The organism is Dolichospermum sp. UHCC 0260, from assembly GCF_009711985.1.
Lineage (GTDB): Bacteria > Cyanobacteriota > Cyanobacteriia > Cyanobacteriales > Nostocaceae > Dolichospermum > Dolichospermum lemmermannii.
On the sequence record NZ_VIKZ01000003.1, the window covers coordinates 146,949 to 165,991 of the forward strand.

The window sequence follows — 19,043 nt, forward strand, 5'->3', positions numbered from 1 at the left end:
CTACTAACAACTGACAACTAACAACTGACTACTGACGTTGAAACCTAAGTGCATCAATTGATTGGGCAGTGAGAAAAATACCTAAAATAATGTAACTGGCAAATAAAATCAAGCCGCTAGTATCAAAAATTCCTTGAATCAGAGTGTTGTAATGTTTAAGCAGAGATAGATGACTCACGGCTTCACCAATTGGTCCAGGAATGGCTTTGGCAATTAAATCAATGAATAACAGCAAAATCACGACGGCAAAGGTAAGAACAGCCGATAAAATTGTACTGTCTGTTAATGAGGAAATAAACATTCCTAAAGACAAAATCGCTGCTGCTAGTAAGAGTAATCCTAAATGACCAAGTAAGGGAATTATGGGTGATATGGGTGGATTGGAACTAGATAAAGCGATCGCTTCCAATCCTATTAATGGTAAAATCATTGTCAAGAAAAATGTTAATACCCCTAATAATTTACCCACAGCCACAGCCCAATTGGTAATTGGTGATGTGGCTAATAGTTCCAAAGTTCCTCGTTTGCGTTCTTCAGCATAGAGTCCCATTGAGAGAATAGGCAATACAAATAACATTAACCATCCCATTCTATCTAAAAATGCCCGCACAAATTCATAGGGAACATCTATTGTTGGGACGGGAACTCCCATTTGTTGCCCTTGGAAATCATAGCTAGAAACTGTGACTAAAATTCCTTCTGGTCCTAACAAAATCATCACGAAAAATAAACCAGCTAAAAACCAAAATGCACTAGCTATTCCATAGGCTAATGGGGAAACAAAATAACTCTGTAGTTCTCGACGATAAATGGCAATAATATTGGCGATGACTATACCCATTTATGCAGTTTCTCCTTCTTCGATTTCTGAAGTTATCTCTGGTGGTAAATGCTTTTCTGCTGTAGTTAATTCTAAGAAAACATCTTCTAGTGTGGCATTTATTCGCCGCATTTCATATAAATCAAATCCAGCCCGAATTAAAGCCGCAGTAATTTCTTTTCCTGGTTCTGTTCCTGGCTGTAATATGACCCGTAAGCAAGTATGATTTTCTGATAATTGCTGATGGTTAGGCATTAATTCTACTAAACTTACACCGGATATATTTTGCAGCATTTGTTTAGCTAAAGCTGCTTCTCCGCCGATTTCTAACTCATATCCTGCCCCAACTGTTAACTGTGTCATTAAATTTTCTGGGGTATTAGTTGCAACTATTTCCCCCCGATTAATAATGGCAACTCGGTTACAGGTCATACTCACTTCTGGGAGAATATGAGTAGACAAAATTATAGTGTGTGTTCCTGCTAAACTTTTAATTAAGTTCCGCACTTCGATAATTTGCCGGGGATCAAGACCAACTGTAGGTTCATCAAGAATAATAGCTGGGGGATCATGAACAATTGCTTGGGCAATCCCCACTCTTTGCCGATAGCCTTTAGAGAGTTTGCGAATAATGACTTTGCGCTTGTCTTCTAAGTTACAGCGCTTAATGGCTGCTGTTACTTTTGTTGGGCGATCGCCTGAAGAAACTCCCTTAATCCGAGCAACAAAGTGTAAAAACCCTTCCACCGTCATCTCTGGATATAATGGCGGCGTTTCCGGTAAATAACCAATTCGCTGCCGCACCAACAGAGAATGATCATGGACATCATAACCCGCAATCTTCACTGTCCCACTGGTGGCAGGTAAATAACCGGCTAAAATTCGCATAGTTGTGGTTTTACCAGCCCCATTAGGACCCAAAAACCCCAAAATTTCCCCCGGTTCTACGCTAAAGGTAACATCCGTAATTGCCGTTGTCGAACCGTAAATTTTACTCAGATGCTCAACTTCAATCATTTGCCCAATCACCAATCATGAGAATACCCACATAATCTTAGCTTCTGTTCCCTGTTCCCTGTTCCCTTTTTTTGCAATAATTCAGAATATAGAAAAATTTTTACGTAGATTATTCAAATACATAAGACTTTAAGGAAAAGGTATGGAAGGGAATGAGACAGAAAAAATTCGCCATTTATTAGTTGTCCAAGATCCAAAAGGGCAGCGCACTCTTCCCTTGCTAGAAGCAACATACTCTCTAGGAAGGGATTTAAGAAATGCTATTGTTCTTTATTCTCCGTCTGTATCCAGACAACACGCGATTTTATTAAGGGTAACAATCCCCAATACTGATCAATATGGGTTTAGGATTATTGATGGTAACTTCCAAGGGAAAAAAAGCACTAACGGTTTATTTGTAAATGGCCATAAATGTCTTCATCATAATCTTCAAAATGGAGATGTTATTGCATTTGATAGTCACACTCAAGCTAAATACTATGTAATTACTAATCTTTCAGAGCAAATATTTTCTGAATCTTGTCAAACTGGTGACTTGTCTAATTTCCTTTCTGGCAAGGTAAATTCTCTTTCTCACGTTAGCAAAGCTATTATGGAAAATATTAATTTTGAAGCTGCTAGTGAGACGGCTTTAGCCCGCCTAGCTTCTTTTCCTGAACTTATTCCTAATGCTATTATTGAAATGGATTTAGCAGGAAGAGTAACATATGTAAATCCGGCAGCAGTGGACAAATTTCCGAACTTGAGGCAGATAGCTCAGGAACACCCAATTTTGACCCAATTATTAACAGCAGTTAAGAATCAAGTGCAAAATTCCTTTGTCCGGGAAGTAACAGTTGGTAACCAAATTTTTGAACAATCTGTTCATTACTTACCTGAAAGTAATTTAATTAGAACTTTTATTATTAGAGAAATTACTGAGCAAAAACAAGCTGAACTAGAACTAAAACAACGCGATCGCCTATTACAAGCAGTAGCGGAAGCGGCAAATTATTTATTAGCAGAAATGAACTATGATCTAGCTATCGAAAAAGCACTGGCAGCATTAGGAGAAGCTACCAATGTAGAACGAGTTTATCTATTCCAAAATCATCCCCATCCAGTGAGCGGAGAAATGTCCATTAGTATGCAGTGTGAATGGATTAAATCTGGTGCAGAAACTTCCCACTCCCATTGGCAAAATCAGTCTTATCAAACCCCTGGATTAGAACGGTGGTATAGCAAACTTTTTCAAGGTGAGACTATTAGCGACTTTACCCAAATATTTTCCCCGGAGGAACAAAAACTGCTTATGGGAGATAATATTAAATCCCTTCTATTTGTACCGCTAAGATTAGAAACACAGTTCTGGGGCTGTTTGGGTTTAGTTGAATGCAAATCAGAGCGTTATTGGTCAAAGCATGAAGAATCTAGCCTGATCACAATGGCCGCAAGTATTAGTGGCGCTCGTCAACGTCAGCAAGTAGAGGAAAAGATCCGCTATCAGGCCATGCACGACTTACTGACTGGACTGCCCAATCGGTTACGATTCAACGATATCCTCAACCAAGGCATCCAAAAAATAATTCAGCAAGAAGAAAGTATTGCCGTGATGTTCCTGGATCTGGATCGCTTTAAAATTATCAATGATACTTTGGGGCATACAGTCGGAGATGATTTATTAAAAATTGTCGCCCAAAGAATCAGAGACACAATTAGAATTGAAGATGTTGTGGCTCGTTGGGGTGGTGATGAATTCACTATTTTCTTACCACGAGTAACTGAAATTCCACCCATTATCCAAATAGCTAAAAATATTCTCCAGACTTTAGAAGATGCTTTTTATATTAACGGACATGAACTTTATATTAGTTCTAGTATTGGCATAGCCCTATTGGGTAAAGATAGTCCTGATGCCGAAACCCTCATTCAACACGCAGACGCGGCGTTATATTATGCTAAGAATCAAGGCAGAAATAATTACCAATTTTATAAAGAATCTCTCAGTCAAAAAAATCCCGGATTATTGAAGTTAGAAAAAAATTTACGCCATGCCATAAAACGCGAAGAATTGATGGTTTACTATCAGCCTCGTGTTAATATTACCACGGGTAAAATTACAGGCATGGAGGCTTTATTGCGTTGGAATCACTCAGAAATGGGTGTAATTTCTCCCGCTGTTTTTATTCCTCTAGCGGAAGAAAGCGGTTTAATTATCTCTATTGGTGAATGGGTATTACGTCAGGCTTGTATACAAAATAAAGCTTGGCAAGATGCAGGATATCAACCAATTACAATTGCCGTTAATCTTTCTCCTCGGCAATTTCGCCAACCTAAGTTAGTAGAAATATTAACTGATATTTTAACAGAAACTCAACTAAAACCAGAATTTTTAGAATTAGAAATTACGGAAACTACAGCGATCGCCGATATCAATTTCACGACAACTGCACTCCAAAATTTAGCAGAAATGGGGTTACTTTTGGCCATTGATGACTTTGGTACAGGCTATTCTTCCCTAAATCGCTTAAAAGTCTTACCATTCCATAACTTAAAAATTGATCAATCTTTTATCAGAGAACTAACTACAGATCCAAAAGTTGCTCATATTATCCAAGCGATAGTTACCCTAGGACAATCTTTAGGATTGAGATTAATCGCTGAAGGTGTAGAACATCCCGCAGAATTAGAATTTTTACGCTCGATTCACTGTGATGAAGTCCAAGGATACCTATTATATCGTCCACTGTCAGTTGAACAAGCTACAGAAGCTTTGAAAAATGAAAATAAATAGTTATAGGCGGCAGGCAAAATTAATTATATAAAAGATTTGGATTTAATGTAGGGGTAGCGCCCCCGTGCCTACCCCGTGCCTACTAAAATAAGTGAAAAGATAACTTAGTCAGGAACAGATGAAATCATGAGAGTTTGGTTTGTATGCTTTTTTGTTCTGTTTGCATTCGCAGAGTTTTTTAAGTGGTTACAAGGTTTTTCTGTCCCATTACCAATATATATTTTAGGGGGGGCATTTTTAGCTGTTGCCTCTAACTATGATCAGATTTTTGGTTATAACCTCAGCAATATTTCTACAATCAACCCGGTGGAAGTACCCCAGGAAATACCTAAGTTGGAATCAGCAGCAAATTCAACCCTAATTTCTTTAAAGACTTTCAATTAAAAAAATATCCCAAAATTTCTTGTAGTGCGGGCATACTATGGCTAACGCCACGCTGCGCTATCGACAAGCTCAGTACAAGTCTTGCCCGCTAATAATAAAAGGACGATGTTAGATACTGGCTTTACAGGTTTTCTAGCAATTAATAAACAAGATTTAGAAGGACTATATTGGCAATTTCTTCGTAAAAAGGTGGTTGGAATTTTTGCCTTTGGTGGTGAATTTTCAAGCTGGTATTTTGACTTTGGGATAATTACAATTAGCTTATTAAGTAGCTAATGTCTATCTACATCAACAGCTTCAGATTCAATTTTATTAACCTCTTCTCCGATTTGATAGGTAATTATTAGACCTGTCCGAAAATTTAAAAAGCAGTCTGTGTCTGGCTTTGAGGATGTTTTCATGTCAGCCAGACTTGATGTAATTATGAGGGCTAGAGATAGTTACTGTTAGTATAGCCCGGAAAAAATGCTGATGGTTATTTCATAATCTGCATACTTTTAAAACACATCATAAATTTGGTAAAATTAGAGAATCAATTCGTAACCTAACTAATCCACAAATCGTCAGTATTACTTTTTCATAAGTATCTTTATGAAGACGAAATCTTTCTGATGCTATGCGAAAAATCTTAATAATTCTTATGATATGCTCTACAAAAATTCGTTTACTAGACAGTTTTTTGTTTGCCTCTTTCTGTTCATCTGTTAATTCTTTATTCCTGGGCTTTTTCTTAGGTGTAGTCATATTATCTCCACCTATATAAGAGGATGTTTTAAAAGTTTTTAATGTGTAAACAGACCCCTCTCCAAACCTCTCCCCTACCAGGGGAGAGGCTTTAAAACCCCCATTCCCTTGTAGGGAAGGGGGGAAGGGGGGTTAGGTTTTTGGAGATTATGGGTTTCATATAATACTTTTCAAACAACCTCTAAGAGACCTTTGGTTCTTTTTGTTAATAGTTTGAAATTCTTTGAGAGTTTTAACCATTTTCTTAAAAGTCTTTCTTCTCACTCCAAAGCGACGCTTAAATGCTCTTGGTTTTAGTTGTTGGATGGATTTATAGTTCATTTTTTCATCACCTCAGATTCTGATAATGACAGAATTTGATTTTATCTTTTTTTGGTGATGTTTTTTCTGTCAGACGTTCCGCGATTACAACTATCGCTACAAATACCCCAGGTATCAATCTTTTTAGTTATCTCACCCCATTAAGATTAAAAAAATCAACCATCATAACACAAAATCAATTCTGCAAGAGGTCTAATGTCAATCACACGCAGGTGGGCTTTATTCGGATAGCATCCAAGAATATTACATATTTTGATATCTCCACATAGCAGACATAGTGTCTAAATCAATCCCGTTCATATCACCTGCCGCCGTATTTTTAAACAACGCCGTAAAAGCACCAGCACCCAACCGATATTGCGGAAACATCCGATAACAAGGAATACTAGTTAACCGAGATTGAAAAGTAGATAAATGCTCAACTTCCACCGCTTGAAAATGCGGAAACCGTTCCAAAAACCATTCACAAACCTGCTCATTTTCTTCAGCAGAATAAGTACAAGTCATATAAGCCAAATAACCTTGAGGGGCGACAACTTGGGCAGAATTAGCAATAATGCGTTTTTGGCGATTGGCACTTTTATTAATTGAAGTCGAGTGAAAACATCCCGGTGCTTTCTCATTTTTAGCTAGTAAAGATTGCCCAGTACAAGGGGCATCAACTATCACCAAATTACTCGAAGCTGGCAACAGTTCTGCAAAAATACTCGAATCTCTATTTACTACTCCACTAGGTTTAATTTGACAACGTTTTAAATTAGAAATTAGCATTCCTAACCGCTTACCAATCACCTCATTAGTAATTAATAAATCAGGTTTTAAAGCCCTCCAAGCAAACACACTTTTACCACCAGGGGCAGCACACATATCAAAAACTACAGATATTGATTCGGGAATTGCCAACAAAACCGAAGCAGAAAATACCGAAGAAAAATCTAAACAATAAAAATGTCCTTGTTCATGAAGAGAATGCTTACCTGGTTTTTCTCCTAAAGATAACCGGTCTACAAAATGCGGTTGCCAATGTGTTGGTGTTTGCACATTAAAAGGCGAAATATCGGGTTTATCTTGACACCACAGAATACAAGGTGCAAAAGGTTGAGGATGAACTAAAGCATCAATAAACTTTGTTTGTTCATCTACATTTGCAAATAACTGTCGCGTAACTTTAAGCAATAAATTAGAAGGTTTTTGCATATTAATTTCTACCAAATTAAATCAGAAGAGAAACTGTTACATGAGAACAATGCAATCAATATATTTGGCTGCATACTAAAAAGACATTGACCGATATTCAAATGGCGTTTGCAAAGTTCGTCCGGTATGGCTTCTGGCTTTTGGCTAGAAGCTAACCTTGTTTTAATGCTTGTCAAACTCATACCAAATTAAGATCTTAGATTTGGTATTCCACTTATGTACCGGAGAGGTCATGATATTTAACAATTTTCAGCAAAAACTCCGCCAAGAATCACAACGTTGGCGAGACGAAGGAATTATTAATTCTTCCCAGTATGACCAAATAGCCAAGCGGCATCAATTTAATAAGATAGAAGAATCTACCCGTGATAGTTTTGGTGTCATTGCCATTGTCATTGGCGGTTTACTATTAGGCTTAGGTTTAATGACCCTTGTGGGCGCAAATTGGCAGGGTTGGTCACGGGATGTTAAGTTTATCTTGTTAATGAGTTTATTTCTCTCCACAGCCATTACTGGGTTTTTGACTTGGCGAGAACCTACACTTACCACAAATCAGGGTAAAAAATCTCAAGAGGGTAAACGGGTACTCGGAGAAGCATTGTTAATTCTCAGTGCTTTTATTTTAGGGACAACCCTCATGTTAATGGGGCAAATATTCAATATTAGCGGTTCAGCTTCTGAGTTATTTTTAGCTTGGGGGTTTGGAGTGTTAGTCATGGCTTATAGTCTTTCCCTCAATTCCTTGGGAATTATGGCCATTGTCCTCATTCAAATCGGTTATTGGATAGGAATTGGTAATTTAGGATCTGAATCTGGGGAACTGACTTGGGCGCGGTTAGCTGTGCGCCATATGCCCTTACTATCATGGTTACTGTTTGTTCCCTTAGCTTATATTTGCAGATCCCGGTGGATTTTTGGCATGGGAGTTGTGGCATTTATTATATCTTTGCAATATAACCTCAGACCTTTACCACTCTTAACATTTTCTGATCTAGCTTCTTGGATAGCTTCCTTTGCTTTGGCTTTGCCACCTGCCTTACTTTGGAGTTATGATGATTTACTTTTCCCCACAGTTAATTATAGATTGTTTCAACCTCTGGCACGTAATTTAGGCTTGATTTGTTTTGGGGTAGTTTTTTACCTTTTGTCTTTTCGTTCTCAATGGGAATCTGTAGACTCTAGTAGCAGTTTATTATTTTTAAATCCCTTCGATCAAACTAGTAATTTATCGAATGTATTGCCATCTTTGCCCATTATTGATTTAGGAATTCTCAGCGGTTTGGCAGTGTTGCAATGGTTATTTCTAATTCGTCAAAGCAACAGTCCACTTCGTCGGGAAGTATTTTTCAGAATTGGCATTATTACTACTTTTTTGGGTTTCATTCTGATTACTCCCTTTTGGCATCAAGCTATCACCAGAATTACTGAACTAGGCATTTTTATCTTCAACATTTTGTTGGCAATATTAGCCTGGGGATTAGTTCAAGAAGGGTTAAAATTACGGAAAAGAACCGCCTTTTGGTGTGGTATATTATTATTTACCTTGCAAATTATTAGCCGGGTTTTAGAATATAATACTGAGGTTCTTTTCCGGGCTTTAGTATTTGGTATTTGCGGTTATTCTCTCATTGCAGCCGGACTTTGGTTTGAAAGTCGTTTTACTACTTCTAAAACTAGTAATAGCGGGAATAGTGGGAATAGTGGAAATAGTGGAAATAGCGGTGGTAGCGGGAATAGTGGAAATAGTGGAAATAGTGGAAATAGCGGTGGTAGCGGAAATAGTGGGAATAGCGGGAATAGCGGAAATAGCGGGAATAGCGGGAATAGCGGTGGTAGCGGGAATAGTGGTGGTAGTGGGAATAGCGGGAATAGCGGGAATAGTGGTGGTAGTGGGAATAGCGGGAATAGCGGGAATACTGGGAATAGAAGTAGTAATGGAGACAATAGCGATAACAGAGGTGATAAAAGAAGCAATAGTGGGAGTGATTACAGAAGTAGTAGTGGAGGCAATAACGATAATAGAGGTGACAAAAGAAGCAATAGTGGGAGTGATTATAGAAGTAGTAGTGGAGGCAATAACGATAATAGAGGTGACAAAAGAAGCAATAGTGGGAGTGATTGGAGTGATTATAGAAGTAGTAGAGGAGACAATAGCGATAATAGAGGTGACAAAAGAAGCAATAGTGGGAGTGATTATAGAAGTAGTAGAGGAGATAATAGCGATAATAGAGATGACAACAGACGTGATAACAGGGGTGATTAATGGGATAATTTTCAATCAGAATGAAGACATATTCATCAAGAATAATTCAGCAGTTAAAACAAATTAATAGGGGATATTCTGCCGGATATTGCTACATTACTCGCACAAAATTAGATTTTGACTCTTACTTTCTTTCTCCTGACTCGGTGACTCCTGAAGTCTTGCTATATAGGGCTTGCTGAATAAACCGAAAACCTAGATAGATTAAGAGTTTCCCGGTTAAAAAAGTGAATTAGGTGCAAGGAATAAGGATTGAAACCATTAAAAACCTATCATTTTCTGAAATTTGAGACTATTCTTCTCTCCTTCTAATTCTTCCTCCTGACTCGGTGACTCGGTGACTCCTAGCCCTCACGAAAAGACTTTTTCAGCAAGCCCTATATAAATCTCTGCGGATAAATTCCTATCTAAAAATTAGCAGTAATGGGAAAAGTATTTTTTCCGATTATCTATTACCAATTACTAAATTAATCCCATGAAAAATGACTTCCCTGAATCAAAAAAAACCTCAACCCCAGAAATGCAATTTTCTGAAAAGTTAACTTTTCGGGATTATCTTATTGCTACAGAACAGAAAGCTAATAAACCTTTACCGATTTGGCGATTAATTGCCCCTTTATTGGTTCAAGTAGGTTTAATTTTGGCTGTACCTTCTCAAGCCATGTATACAGACATGACTGGTAAGACGGTAATTTTGCAAACTGTAGCTATAAATCCTAATGATGTTGTCCGAGGTTCTTCATTGAACTTGGATTATAATATTTCTCGTCCCGAAACTTTGAGAAGATTACCAGGTTGGAATAATTGGCTGCGAAGAAATTCCCGCAGAGGTAGACAAATTTCCCAAGGAAGTACCTTATATCTAATTTTGCAAGAACGACAATCTTTTGATAGGAATGAACTCCAATCTTGGAAACCTATCCGAGTAAGTAGTAATCGCCCTGTTGATTTATCTAATAATCAGGTAGCTTTAAAAGGTAATTATCAAGACGGTTTAATTAATTATGGGTTGGAAAACTATTTCATTCCTGAAGAACAAAGACAACAGATTAATGAAGATATTTCACAAGTTCAGGAAAACAGAAATGGTAGACAACAACCAATTTTAGTGAGGGTAAAAGTAGATCCTCAAGGTAATGCTATTCCTACGGGTTTATCCATAAGAGATGCGAATGGTGAACGTGGCTATCGCAATTATCGTTTTCAATAGGATTAATCTGTCAAAATCATGATTTACAAGATTTAAGGATTTACAGGATGATAGGAAAAATTCCCAAATTTTATCAACCCAACAACAATCAAAAATCCTGATTCTGACATTTTCACTCTTTTTATTGAGAGAGTGAATTGACACTCCCCGGTCTAAAGACACTGGGATTCCTGGTTCAACGAGGCCACTTAAACCAGAATCCTGGCGTTATCTAGTCCAAAAGAATATAATCGGCTTTTTTCGCCTTTCCCCGGCGTGTTTGATTCCCTTGAACATAAATCCAACCATCAGTAAAATATACCTGTTCTCGGACTTGCTTGGTGATATCCCACCCTGAACGCACCAAAGCAGGTAAAATATATTTTGTACAAATATCCTCTAAAAAGTTAGCAACATTAAAAAAGATAAACTTTCTCAGATCAGACAAGATTGCTATATATGATCAAGTAGAATAAGATGTTTGTCTGTTGTCAAAAATTGCTGCTATATATGTCCAAAACTTACACCGTAGAAATTAACCACCAAGGTACAACATATACTCTGCAAGTTCCTGAAGATGAAACTATTCTCAACGCCGCCTCAGCTACTGGTTTAGACCTACCAACTTCTTGCGGCGCTGGTGTTTGTACAACTTGTGCGGCTTTGGTTACAGAAGGAACTGTAGAGCAAGCAGATGGTATGGGTGTAAGTCCAGACTTGCAAAAACAAGGCTACGCACTACTTTGTGTTGCTAAACCTCTTTCTGATTTAAAAATTGAAACAGAAAAAGAAGACATCGTTTATCAAGCACAATTTGGGAAAGGGTAGTACCGCAGGGCGGAATTAAAAATTAACAATTAAAAATTAAAAAAGCAGATTGTATAAGCTTTTCATGAATTTTTAATGGTTAGTTGACTTACGCCGTTGTGTACTAGGTAAATAATTGATAATTACCAATCCCTAAAAAGTTTCTGTATTCTCAAAATCACAAATACAAAGGATTTAGAATCATGACAACTCACTTTATTACCGCCGAAATCGAATTACAAGAAACCCCCACAGAATTGGAAAAAGCCATTACAGCCGAATTACAAAAACAAGGTGAACCCCTGCGTTGGTCTATTACCGCTGTTAACGAAGAACAACAAATCGCAACAGTAGAAGCCGTAGTTACCGCTTAAATTTCTTCTTTGCGTCTTTGCTCCTTAGCGTCTTTGCGCGAAACAAAAACCTGTGATACCCATTCAAAAACCATACACCGTAATTTTAATTATACCCACCGGCATTGGGGCAGCGATTGGCGGTTATGCTGGTGATGCCTTACCAGTAGCTAGAGTTATATCACAGGTATGCGATCGCTTGATTACTCACCCCAATGTCATGAACGGTGCAAGTTTATACTGGAATATTCCCAACGCTTTCTATGTCGAAGGATATGGTTTAGATAAATTTGCGGCTGGAGAATGGGGCTTACGTCCTGTCCGTAGTAACAGAGTCGGGTTACTTTTAGACCAGGCTATTGAACCGGAATTAATGCTGCGACACTTGCAGGTAGCCGACGCAGCCAGAGCAACCTTAGGATTAAATATTACAAATCATGTGATTACTGACGCACCGCTCAACGTAGAATTACGAACTTCTTCATCAGGTGCAAGTTGGGGAACAATTGGGAATCCTGATAGTTTATTACGGGCTGCCGAGAAATTAATTATAGCAGAAAAAGCCGAAGCGATCGCAGTTGTTGCCCGGTTCCCGGAAGATATGGACGAAACCGCAGTCCAAAACTATCGTCAAGGTCAAGGAGTAGACCCTCTAGCCGGTGCAGAAGCCGTCATTAGTCATTTATTAGTTCGTACCTTTAAAATTCCTTGCGCCCATGCTCCCGCCCTTTCTCCCGCCCCTGCGTCCCCCAATTTATCCCCTCGTGCAGCGGCTGAAGAACTAGGCTATACTTTCTTACCTTGTGTTTTAGTTGGTTTGAGTAACGCCCCGCAATTTATCATTAATACAAAAAATCACAATTCTTTGTCCACTGATATCTGGGCAAATCAAGTTGATGCTTTAATTATTCCCGCCACCGCTTGTGGAAATAGTGCTTTATTGAGTGTAAGTCATAAACAATGTCAAATAATTACAGTCGCAGAAAATAAAACTTTGATCCAAGTTCCTGCTTCTATGTTAAAAATTCAAACCTTACAGGTAAACTCATATTTGGAAGCAGTAGGCGTATTAGTCGCTCATAAAGCAGGTATCAATCCTTCCTCATTAACAATTAACAATTAACAATTACTAACCACCAATGACCAATTACCAATTATTTTTCTAAAATCCTGTGATTGAACAAAAAAATCAAGAACCAGAAATCCCCTACTTAACACGCACCCAAGTCTTAGTAGCAATGGGTGTAACCGCAATTATTCTCTGGATAGTTGCTAAATTATGGTTACGTTGGGGCGATATCATCCTTTTTAAATGGTACTGGCGCGAACAAGATTTATTATTAGGAATTAGTTTAGGTGTAATTATTACCATATTAAGTGGTTTAGCTTATCGCCTTTCCCCTCCCTATCGCAAAAGCGCCGATTATTATCTAGAAATGGTTCTTAAACCTCTAGCTTTACCAGATTTAATCTGGTTAGGATTACTTCCCGGTTTAAGTGAAGAATTATTATTTCGGGGTGTCATGCTACCCGCTTTAGGTGGAGATCATACCGCTGTGATCGTATCAAGTCTTTGTTTTGGAGTTTTGCACCTTAGCGGTCCCCAACAATGGCCTTATGTAATTTGGGCAACTATTATTGGTATAATCCTTAGTTATAGTGCCTTATTAAGTGGCAACTTGTTATTATCAATAGTTGCTCATATTGTGACAAATTGGCTATCTAGCTATTTATGGAAAATCCAAAAACTTTAGATATGGCTGGTAGCAGCCAATTCCTCCCCAGATTTTTGTCAAACGAGTCAATCCCATAAAAAATCTCTACATGATAGCTGCTTTGATTTTTTAAGGATTGTCGAGCTTTTAGCAATGACCAATGACTAATCAACAACTGCCCCAATAAAGTTAAGATTCTAGTATCTGTCAATGAAAATTTTTTAAGCTTTATAGTAAGCGGCAACGGTAAACACATTATGTATGATGTCCTAGATTCCCACGCAGTCCTGGAAGTATTGCGACCAGTAGAAGATCCAGAACTTCGCAAAAGTCTGGTAGAACTGAATATGATTCGCAACGTCAAGATTGACGGTGGCAAGGTTAGTTTCACTTTGGTGTTAACCACTCCCGCTTGTCCTTTACGGGAATTTATTGTTGAAGACTGTAAAAAAGCTGTTAAAAAGCTGCCTGATGTCACAGATGTAATTATAGAAGTAACAGCGGAAACACCCCAGCAAAAAAGCTTACCAGACCGTAATGGCGTACCTGGTGTGAAAAATATTATTGCTGTTTCTAGCGGTAAAGGTGGCGTTGGTAAGAGTACAGTGGCTGTAAATATTGCCGTGGCTTTAGCGCAAACTGGGGCAAAGGTCGGTTTATTAGATGCAGATATTTATGGACCCAATGATCCCACAATGTTGGGTTTGAGTGATTCCGAAATTAATGTCCGTTCTACAGAAGCAGGAGACATCCTCGAACCGGCTTTTAATCATGGTGTCAAGCTGGTTTCAATGGGCTTTTTGATTGATCGAGATCAGCCAGTAATTTGGCGCGGTCCCATGCTGAATGGTGTGATTCGTCAGTTTCTCTATCAAGTCGAATGGGGAGAACTGGACTATTTAATTGTGGATATGCCCCCTGGGACTGGAGATGCTCAATTAACTTTAACCCAAGCTGTCCCAATGGCAGGAGTAGTCATTGTCACCACACCACAAACTGTAGCTTTGTTGGACTCCCGAAAGGGGTTGCGGATGTTCCAGCAGTTAAATGTCCCAGTTTTGGGAATTGTGGAAAATATGAGCTATTTTATCCCCCCAGATCAACCAGATAAGCAATATGACATTTTTGGTTCTGGTGGTGGTTCCAAAACAGCCGCAGAATTGGGAGTTCCTCTGTTAGGATGTGTACCATTAGAAATTTCTACCCGGATTGGCGGTGATACTGGTGTGCCGATAGTAATTGGTGAACCCAACTCAGCCGCAGCCAAAGCCCTAACAGCGATCGCTCTCACTGTCGCAGGTAAAGTATCAGTTAATGCTTTGACATAAGATCAGGAGTCAGGAGTCACCGAGTCAGGAGTCAGGAGTCACCGAGTCAGGAGTCACCGAGTCAGGAGTCACCGAGTCAGGAGTCACCGAGTCAGGAGTCAGGAGTTTAGAAGAAGAAAGAAAGAAAAAAGAAGAAAGAAGAAAGAAGAAAATTTCTCTCCCTGCCCCTACTCCCCTACTCCCCTACTCCTCTACTCCCCTACTCCCCTACTCCCCTATTCCCCTACTCCCCTACTGCCCTACTCCCCTACTGCCCTACTCCCCTGCCCAACCTCCTCCTCACACAATGTTATTAAAACCTTCGTTCCCTAAAATGCGTTGGCAATCTTGGCTTCAGCCCTGGCAACAAATAGATGGGCTACTATTTTTTCTCCCCGTTGCTGTTAGTATGTTCGGGGGGCTAATGATTCTGAGTACAGAACTGAAGCAACCTGTAACTGACTGGTGGTGGCACTGGTTGACAGCCGCTATTGGGACAATAATCGCCTTATTTTTAGCTCGTTGCCGCTATGAAATCCTCATGGAGTGGCATTGGTTTATCTATGGGCTGACCAACTTTAGTTTAATCGCTGTCATGCTCGCTGGTACTAGTGCCAAAGGCGCACAGCGTTGGATTAGTATTGCGGGTTTTAATGTTCAACCCTCAGAATTTGCCAAATTAGGATTAATTATTACCTTAGCAGCTTTGTTACATAGGCGAACTGCTTCTACTCTAGAGAGTGTTTTCCGTGTCTTGGCAATTACGGTTGTACCTTGGGCATTGGTATTTTTACAACCAGACTTGGCAACATCGCTGGTATTTGGGGCAATATTTTTAGGAATGTTGTACTGGGCAAATGCCAACCCCGGCTGGTTAATACTCATGGTTTCCCCGGTAATGGCAGCAATATTATTTAGTATATCTTGGCCATTATCAACGCCCATAATGTTATCTAAAGACATATCATTAAGCATATTAGGTTTAGTATGGGCAGTATCTATGGGGGTAGTTGGTTGGTTTAGTCTGCCTTGGAAGCGGTTTGGTATTGCTGCTATTGCTTCATTCTGTCTAAATATGCTCGGTGGCGAATTAGGCCTTTTTGCCTGGAATCATGTATTAAAAGAGTATCAAAAAAATCGGCTTAGTGTATTTATCAACCCTGAGCATGATCCTCTTGGGGCTGGTTATCACCTGATTCAATCTCGCATTGCTATTGGCGCTGGTGAAGTTTGGGGCTGGGGTTTGTTTAAAGGTCCCATGACTCAACTGAATTTTGTTCCGGAACAGCACACAGATTTTATTTTCTCGGCTGTTGCTGAAGAATTTGGTCTTGTGGGTTGTTTAGTTTTACTATCGGTCTTTTGCTTAATTTGCTTCCGTTTACTTCATGTAGCTCAAACCGCTAAAGATAACTTTGGTTCACTTTTAGCTATTGGTGTTTTGTCTATGATTGTATTTCAACTAATTGTGAATGTTGGTATGACAGTTGGTTTAGCACCTGTGGCGGGAATTCCCTTACCTTGGATGAGTTATGGACGTTCGGCGATGCTGACTAACTTTATTGCCATCGGTATAGTAGAATCTGTAGCTAATTATCGTCAACGCCAAAAGTATTATTAAAGAGGAGTCAGGAGTTCAAGAAGCGGGAGAAAGAATAGAATTACCAATCACCAATTACCAATTACCAATTAAGCTAGAAATAAGAAACCAATAAGGGTAAATATGATGATCCTACCTGGAGCAACTGTTCGCGTCAAAAATCCTGCTGATACATATTATCGGTCAGAAGGACTTGTCCAACGAGTTAGTGATGGTAAAGTAGCTGTACTGTTTGAAGGTGGTAATTGGGATAAAATAATTACTTTCCGTCTTACAGAATTAGAAACCGTGGAAACTACAATCCAGAAAAAAGGGAAATAGTAATTTAGTTATTAGTCAGTGGTTATTAGTTTTTCACTAAGACTATTGACTAATCGCACCTTCAGAAAATATGTTTATTCATTTTTAATTTTTAATTGATAATTTTTAATTGCTTATGCGTCTACCTTTACCACAGTTTGCTATTGACAATCGCCATTCCCATCACTTTGCAGAGGTAATTGAAACAACAACTACAGAATTTTTGGCTCAATGTTTAGAACCAGAAGACTTGAGTTTTCCACCAATGCCACCTTTTGGAAGTTGGGTTTGTGCTGTAGATGAAGAATCAGGTAATCAAGTTTATGCCGTAGTTTATCATGCCACAACGATGCCTATTGATTCTGTACATCGGGCAGTTGCACTAGGATTATCTTTAGAAGCTTTGCGTGAGGAACAACCCCAAATATTTTCCATGCTCAAAACTGAATTTCGAGCAGCGATTGTGGGATTTAAAGAAAAATCTCTAAATAGTAATAACAGCAAAATGTATCAATATTTGCCACCTCGTCCGCCACAAATTCACCAAGCTGTTAATCATTGTCAAGCAGAAGAAATTATTCAGTTTACAGAAGAACTAGATTTTTTACGAACATTACTTTTTATTAGTGGTGCGCCTGTAGATTCTTTGGCCGCAGCCGCTATTCGGGGAATATATCAGTTACGAAAAACTGACCGAGAATGGTTGATTAAAGCTGGAAGACATCTGAGTATGTTACTCAAAGATGATTATGATCGGTTGCGGTTTATTTTGAGTCAAATTCATCCATAAACTTTGAAGTTTGCTGTATTTTGTCTGAGTGATTCGAGACAACTGGGATTTTGATAATAAACTCAGAACCTTCTCCGGGAGTAGATATACAATAAAGTTCACCACCATGTTTTTCAACTACAATTTGGTAGCTAATTGATAATCCTAATCCTGTTCCTTTGCCTACAGCTTTGGTAGTAAAAAATGGGTCAAATAATCGTTTTTGGACTTCTTCTGAAATGCCTGAACCATTATCGGCAATGCGAACAACAACATAATGATCATTAGTTATTTCTGTGCGAATCCGAATTTGCAAATTTTTACGGGTTTTTAGGATTAAATTATCACTTTCAGAAAGAGCATCAATAGCATTGGCAAGAATATTCATAAATACCTGATTCAGTTGCCCTGCATAGCACTTTATTAATGGTAATTTGTCATATTCTTTAATTAATTCAATTTCTACCCGCTCAGGTCTAGCTTTTAAACTATGTTTGAGAATTATTAATGTATTCTCTATACCTTCATGGATATCAACAAATTTAATTTCTGCTTGATCTAATCGGGAAAAATTACGTAAAGATAAGACAATTTCATTTACTCTTGTAGCACCAACTTTCATGGAAGATAGTAATTTTGGTAAGTCTTCCAGAATAAATTCTATTTCAATTCCCTTCGCTTTAGCTTCAGATATTGCGTCAGCATAGGATAATTCTTGTTTATAATTTTCCAGGATGTAGAGTATATCTTGAACATATTCGACAGCATAATTGAGGTTGCCATAAATAAAATTCATGGGATTATTGATTTCATGGGCAATCCCAGCTACTAATTGTCCCAAGGCAATCATTTTGTCGTTTTGTAATAATCGGCTATAGTTATGCTGAAGATCACGAAAGTCAGCCTTAGCTATTCTGGCTTTTTCTGTTTCTTTTTGCAGGCGATTTAATGTTAAAACATGAATTTGGGAATTGGCTAAAAGTAACTGATGAAAATCTAGCAATCCATATTGATAAGATTTATCTGTAATCACCAGTGGTTCATATACCTGTTTGTGCGATCGCCCTAAAGCTATTTGAGTTGCTTCGACAATTGGGGTATCCTCTGGATAGATAAATGTTTTAGGTTGTAAAAAATTATAAAGATATTCGACAGGGCGACCGGCAAATAGTCCTAAACCATAGGGACGACTCATTTGTTCAAAAAATAGCCGTCGAGAAATCATGCCTACATATTTTTTGTCTTTAGTCAAGATAATCCCTGGCAGCAAAGGATCTTCTTCAAAAAGCATTGCTAATTCATTACCTGGATGATCTGTTTCAATTTGAATTGTCCAAACTGGTAATTCCTGTAAAGTTGATTCTAATTTGAGATTTAGCTGATCCGCATTCTGAATACTATGCATAGCCAGCATTTTTTTGTCTTTAACCTGAAGTTAATATTGGTTCGTGTCTCTGGCATTATTCCTAAGACTCCGGCAAATG

At 38.5% G+C, this 19,043-nt stretch carries 17 protein-coding genes and 3 pseudogenes; 13 read left to right on the top strand and 7 right to left on the bottom strand.

Annotation, left to right across the window (positions count from 1 at the left end; genetic code table 11):
* Nucleotides 1-28 precede the first annotated feature (28 nt).
* A complete protein-coding gene (locus tag FJR08_RS02555) occupies nucleotides 29-841 on the bottom strand; it encodes an ABC transporter permease (RefSeq protein ID WP_168632042.1) in 813 nt (270 codons plus the stop codon).
* Nucleotides 842-1,837: an ABC transporter ATP-binding protein gene (locus FJR08_RS02560; protein ID WP_168632043.1), complete on the bottom strand. Its 996-nt coding sequence runs from the start codon at nucleotides 1,835-1,837 to the stop codon at nucleotides 842-844.
* Nucleotides 1,838-1,979: 142 nt separating this feature from the next.
* Here FJR08_RS02560 and FJR08_RS02565 point away from each other — a divergent pair, with 142 nt between their 5' ends.
* The 3 genes from FJR08_RS02565 (at nucleotide 1,980) to FJR08_RS02575 (ending at nucleotide 5,270) form a co-directional block, all read left to right on the top strand.
* Nucleotides 1,980-4,610: an EAL domain-containing protein gene (locus FJR08_RS02565; RefSeq protein WP_168632044.1), complete on the top strand. Its 2,631-nt coding sequence runs from the start codon at nucleotides 1,980-1,982 to the stop codon at nucleotides 4,608-4,610.
* Nucleotides 4,611-4,736: 126 nt separating this feature from the next.
* Entirely contained in the window at nucleotides 4,737-4,994 is a 258-nt protein-coding gene (locus FJR08_RS02570) for a hypothetical protein (RefSeq protein WP_168632045.1), read from the top strand.
* Between the two features lie 81 nt (nucleotides 4,995-5,075).
* Nucleotides 5,076-5,270 carry a hypothetical protein gene (locus FJR08_RS02575; RefSeq protein ID WP_371415534.1) on the top strand — a complete coding sequence of 65 codons (195 nt, stop codon included), beginning with the start codon at nucleotides 5,076-5,078 and terminating at the stop codon, nucleotides 5,268-5,270.
* A 231-nt stretch (nucleotides 5,271-5,501) separates the two neighbouring features.
* On the opposite strand, the gene FJR08_RS02580 is transcribed toward FJR08_RS02575, so the two are convergent.
* The 3 genes and pseudogenes from FJR08_RS02580 to FJR08_RS02590 all read right to left on the bottom strand — a co-directional run bounded on the left by FJR08_RS02580 (nucleotide 5,502) and on the right by FJR08_RS02590 (nucleotide 7,256).
* Nucleotides 5,502-5,819, bottom strand: a complete 318-nt coding sequence (locus FJR08_RS02580) for a transposase family protein (RefSeq protein ID WP_256369706.1) — start codon at nucleotides 5,817-5,819, stop codon at nucleotides 5,502-5,504.
* 120 nt (nucleotides 5,820-5,939) lie between these two features.
* A pseudogene (locus tag FJR08_RS02585) lies at nucleotides 5,940-6,059 on the bottom strand (IS5/IS1182 family transposase); the annotation flags it as partial.
* Between the two features lie 243 nt (nucleotides 6,060-6,302).
* Nucleotides 6,303-7,256, bottom strand: coding sequence for an RsmB/NOP family class I SAM-dependent RNA methyltransferase (locus tag FJR08_RS02590; protein ID WP_168632047.1), 954 nt, complete (start codon nucleotides 7,254-7,256; stop codon nucleotides 6,303-6,305).
* A gap of 232 nt (nucleotides 7,257-7,488) precedes the next feature.
* Between FJR08_RS02590 and FJR08_RS02595 the strand changes: the two are divergent.
* Together FJR08_RS02595 and FJR08_RS02600 are read left to right on the top strand one after the other, a co-directional pair.
* Nucleotides 7,489-8,940 (top strand): annotated as a pseudogene (locus FJR08_RS02595) (DUF2157 domain-containing protein); the annotation flags it as partial.
* Between the two features lie 1,054 nt (nucleotides 8,941-9,994).
* On the top strand, nucleotides 9,995-10,729 hold the full coding sequence (locus FJR08_RS02600) for a GDYXXLXY domain-containing protein (protein WP_168632048.1): 735 nt from the start codon (nucleotides 9,995-9,997) through the stop codon (nucleotides 10,727-10,729).
* Between the two features lie 220 nt (nucleotides 10,730-10,949).
* On the opposite strand, the pseudogene FJR08_RS02605 reads toward FJR08_RS02600, so the two are convergent.
* A pseudogene (locus FJR08_RS02605) lies at nucleotides 10,950-11,135 on the bottom strand (hypothetical protein); the annotation flags it as partial.
* An 83-nt stretch (nucleotides 11,136-11,218) separates the two neighbouring features.
* Between FJR08_RS02605 and FJR08_RS02610 the strand changes: the two are divergent.
* From FJR08_RS02610 to FJR08_RS02650, 8 genes are all read left to right on the top strand, one after another.
* Complete coding sequence (locus tag FJR08_RS02610) at nucleotides 11,219-11,536, top strand: 2Fe-2S iron-sulfur cluster-binding protein (RefSeq protein WP_041458113.1); 318 nt, start codon at nucleotides 11,219-11,221, stop codon at nucleotides 11,534-11,536.
* A 182-nt stretch (nucleotides 11,537-11,718) separates the two neighbouring features.
* Nucleotides 11,719-11,889: a hypothetical protein gene (locus tag FJR08_RS02615; RefSeq protein WP_015081185.1), complete on the top strand. Its 171-nt coding sequence runs from the start codon at nucleotides 11,719-11,721 to the stop codon at nucleotides 11,887-11,889.
* 61 nt (nucleotides 11,890-11,950) lie between these two features.
* Nucleotides 11,951-12,991, top strand: coding sequence for a DUF3326 domain-containing protein (locus tag FJR08_RS02620; protein ID WP_168632060.1), 1,041 nt, complete (start codon nucleotides 11,951-11,953; stop codon nucleotides 12,989-12,991).
* Nucleotides 12,992-13,040: 49 nt separating this feature from the next.
* Nucleotides 13,041-13,622, top strand: a complete 582-nt coding sequence (locus FJR08_RS02625; protein ID WP_168632050.1) for a CPBP family intramembrane glutamic endopeptidase — start codon at nucleotides 13,041-13,043, stop codon at nucleotides 13,620-13,622.
* A 218-nt stretch (nucleotides 13,623-13,840) separates the two neighbouring features.
* On the top strand, nucleotides 13,841-14,911 hold the full coding sequence (locus tag FJR08_RS02630) for an Mrp/NBP35 family ATP-binding protein (RefSeq protein WP_015081182.1): 1,071 nt from the start codon (nucleotides 13,841-13,843) through the stop codon (nucleotides 14,909-14,911).
* Between the two features lie 286 nt (nucleotides 14,912-15,197).
* Nucleotides 15,198-16,511 carry a rod shape-determining protein RodA gene (gene rodA, locus FJR08_RS02640; protein ID WP_168632051.1) on the top strand — a complete coding sequence of 438 codons (1,314 nt, stop codon included), beginning with the start codon at nucleotides 15,198-15,200 and terminating at the stop codon, nucleotides 16,509-16,511.
* A 105-nt stretch (nucleotides 16,512-16,616) separates the two neighbouring features.
* Nucleotides 16,617-16,811: an NAD(P)H dehydrogenase subunit NdhS gene (locus FJR08_RS02645; protein ID WP_168632061.1), complete on the top strand. Its 195-nt coding sequence runs from the start codon at nucleotides 16,617-16,619 to the stop codon at nucleotides 16,809-16,811.
* Nucleotides 16,812-16,926: 115 nt separating this feature from the next.
* Nucleotides 16,927-17,580: an HAS-barrel domain-containing protein gene (locus FJR08_RS02650; RefSeq protein ID WP_168632052.1), complete on the top strand. Its 654-nt coding sequence runs from the start codon at nucleotides 16,927-16,929 to the stop codon at nucleotides 17,578-17,580.
* Here FJR08_RS02650 and FJR08_RS02655 read toward each other — a convergent pair.
* On the bottom strand, nucleotides 17,555-18,973 hold the full coding sequence (locus FJR08_RS02655; RefSeq protein ID WP_168632053.1) for a sensor histidine kinase: 1,419 nt from the start codon (nucleotides 18,971-18,973) through the stop codon (nucleotides 17,555-17,557). The genes FJR08_RS02650 and FJR08_RS02655 overlap by 26 nt on opposite strands.
* Between the last annotated feature and the right edge of the window lie 70 nt (nucleotides 18,974-19,043).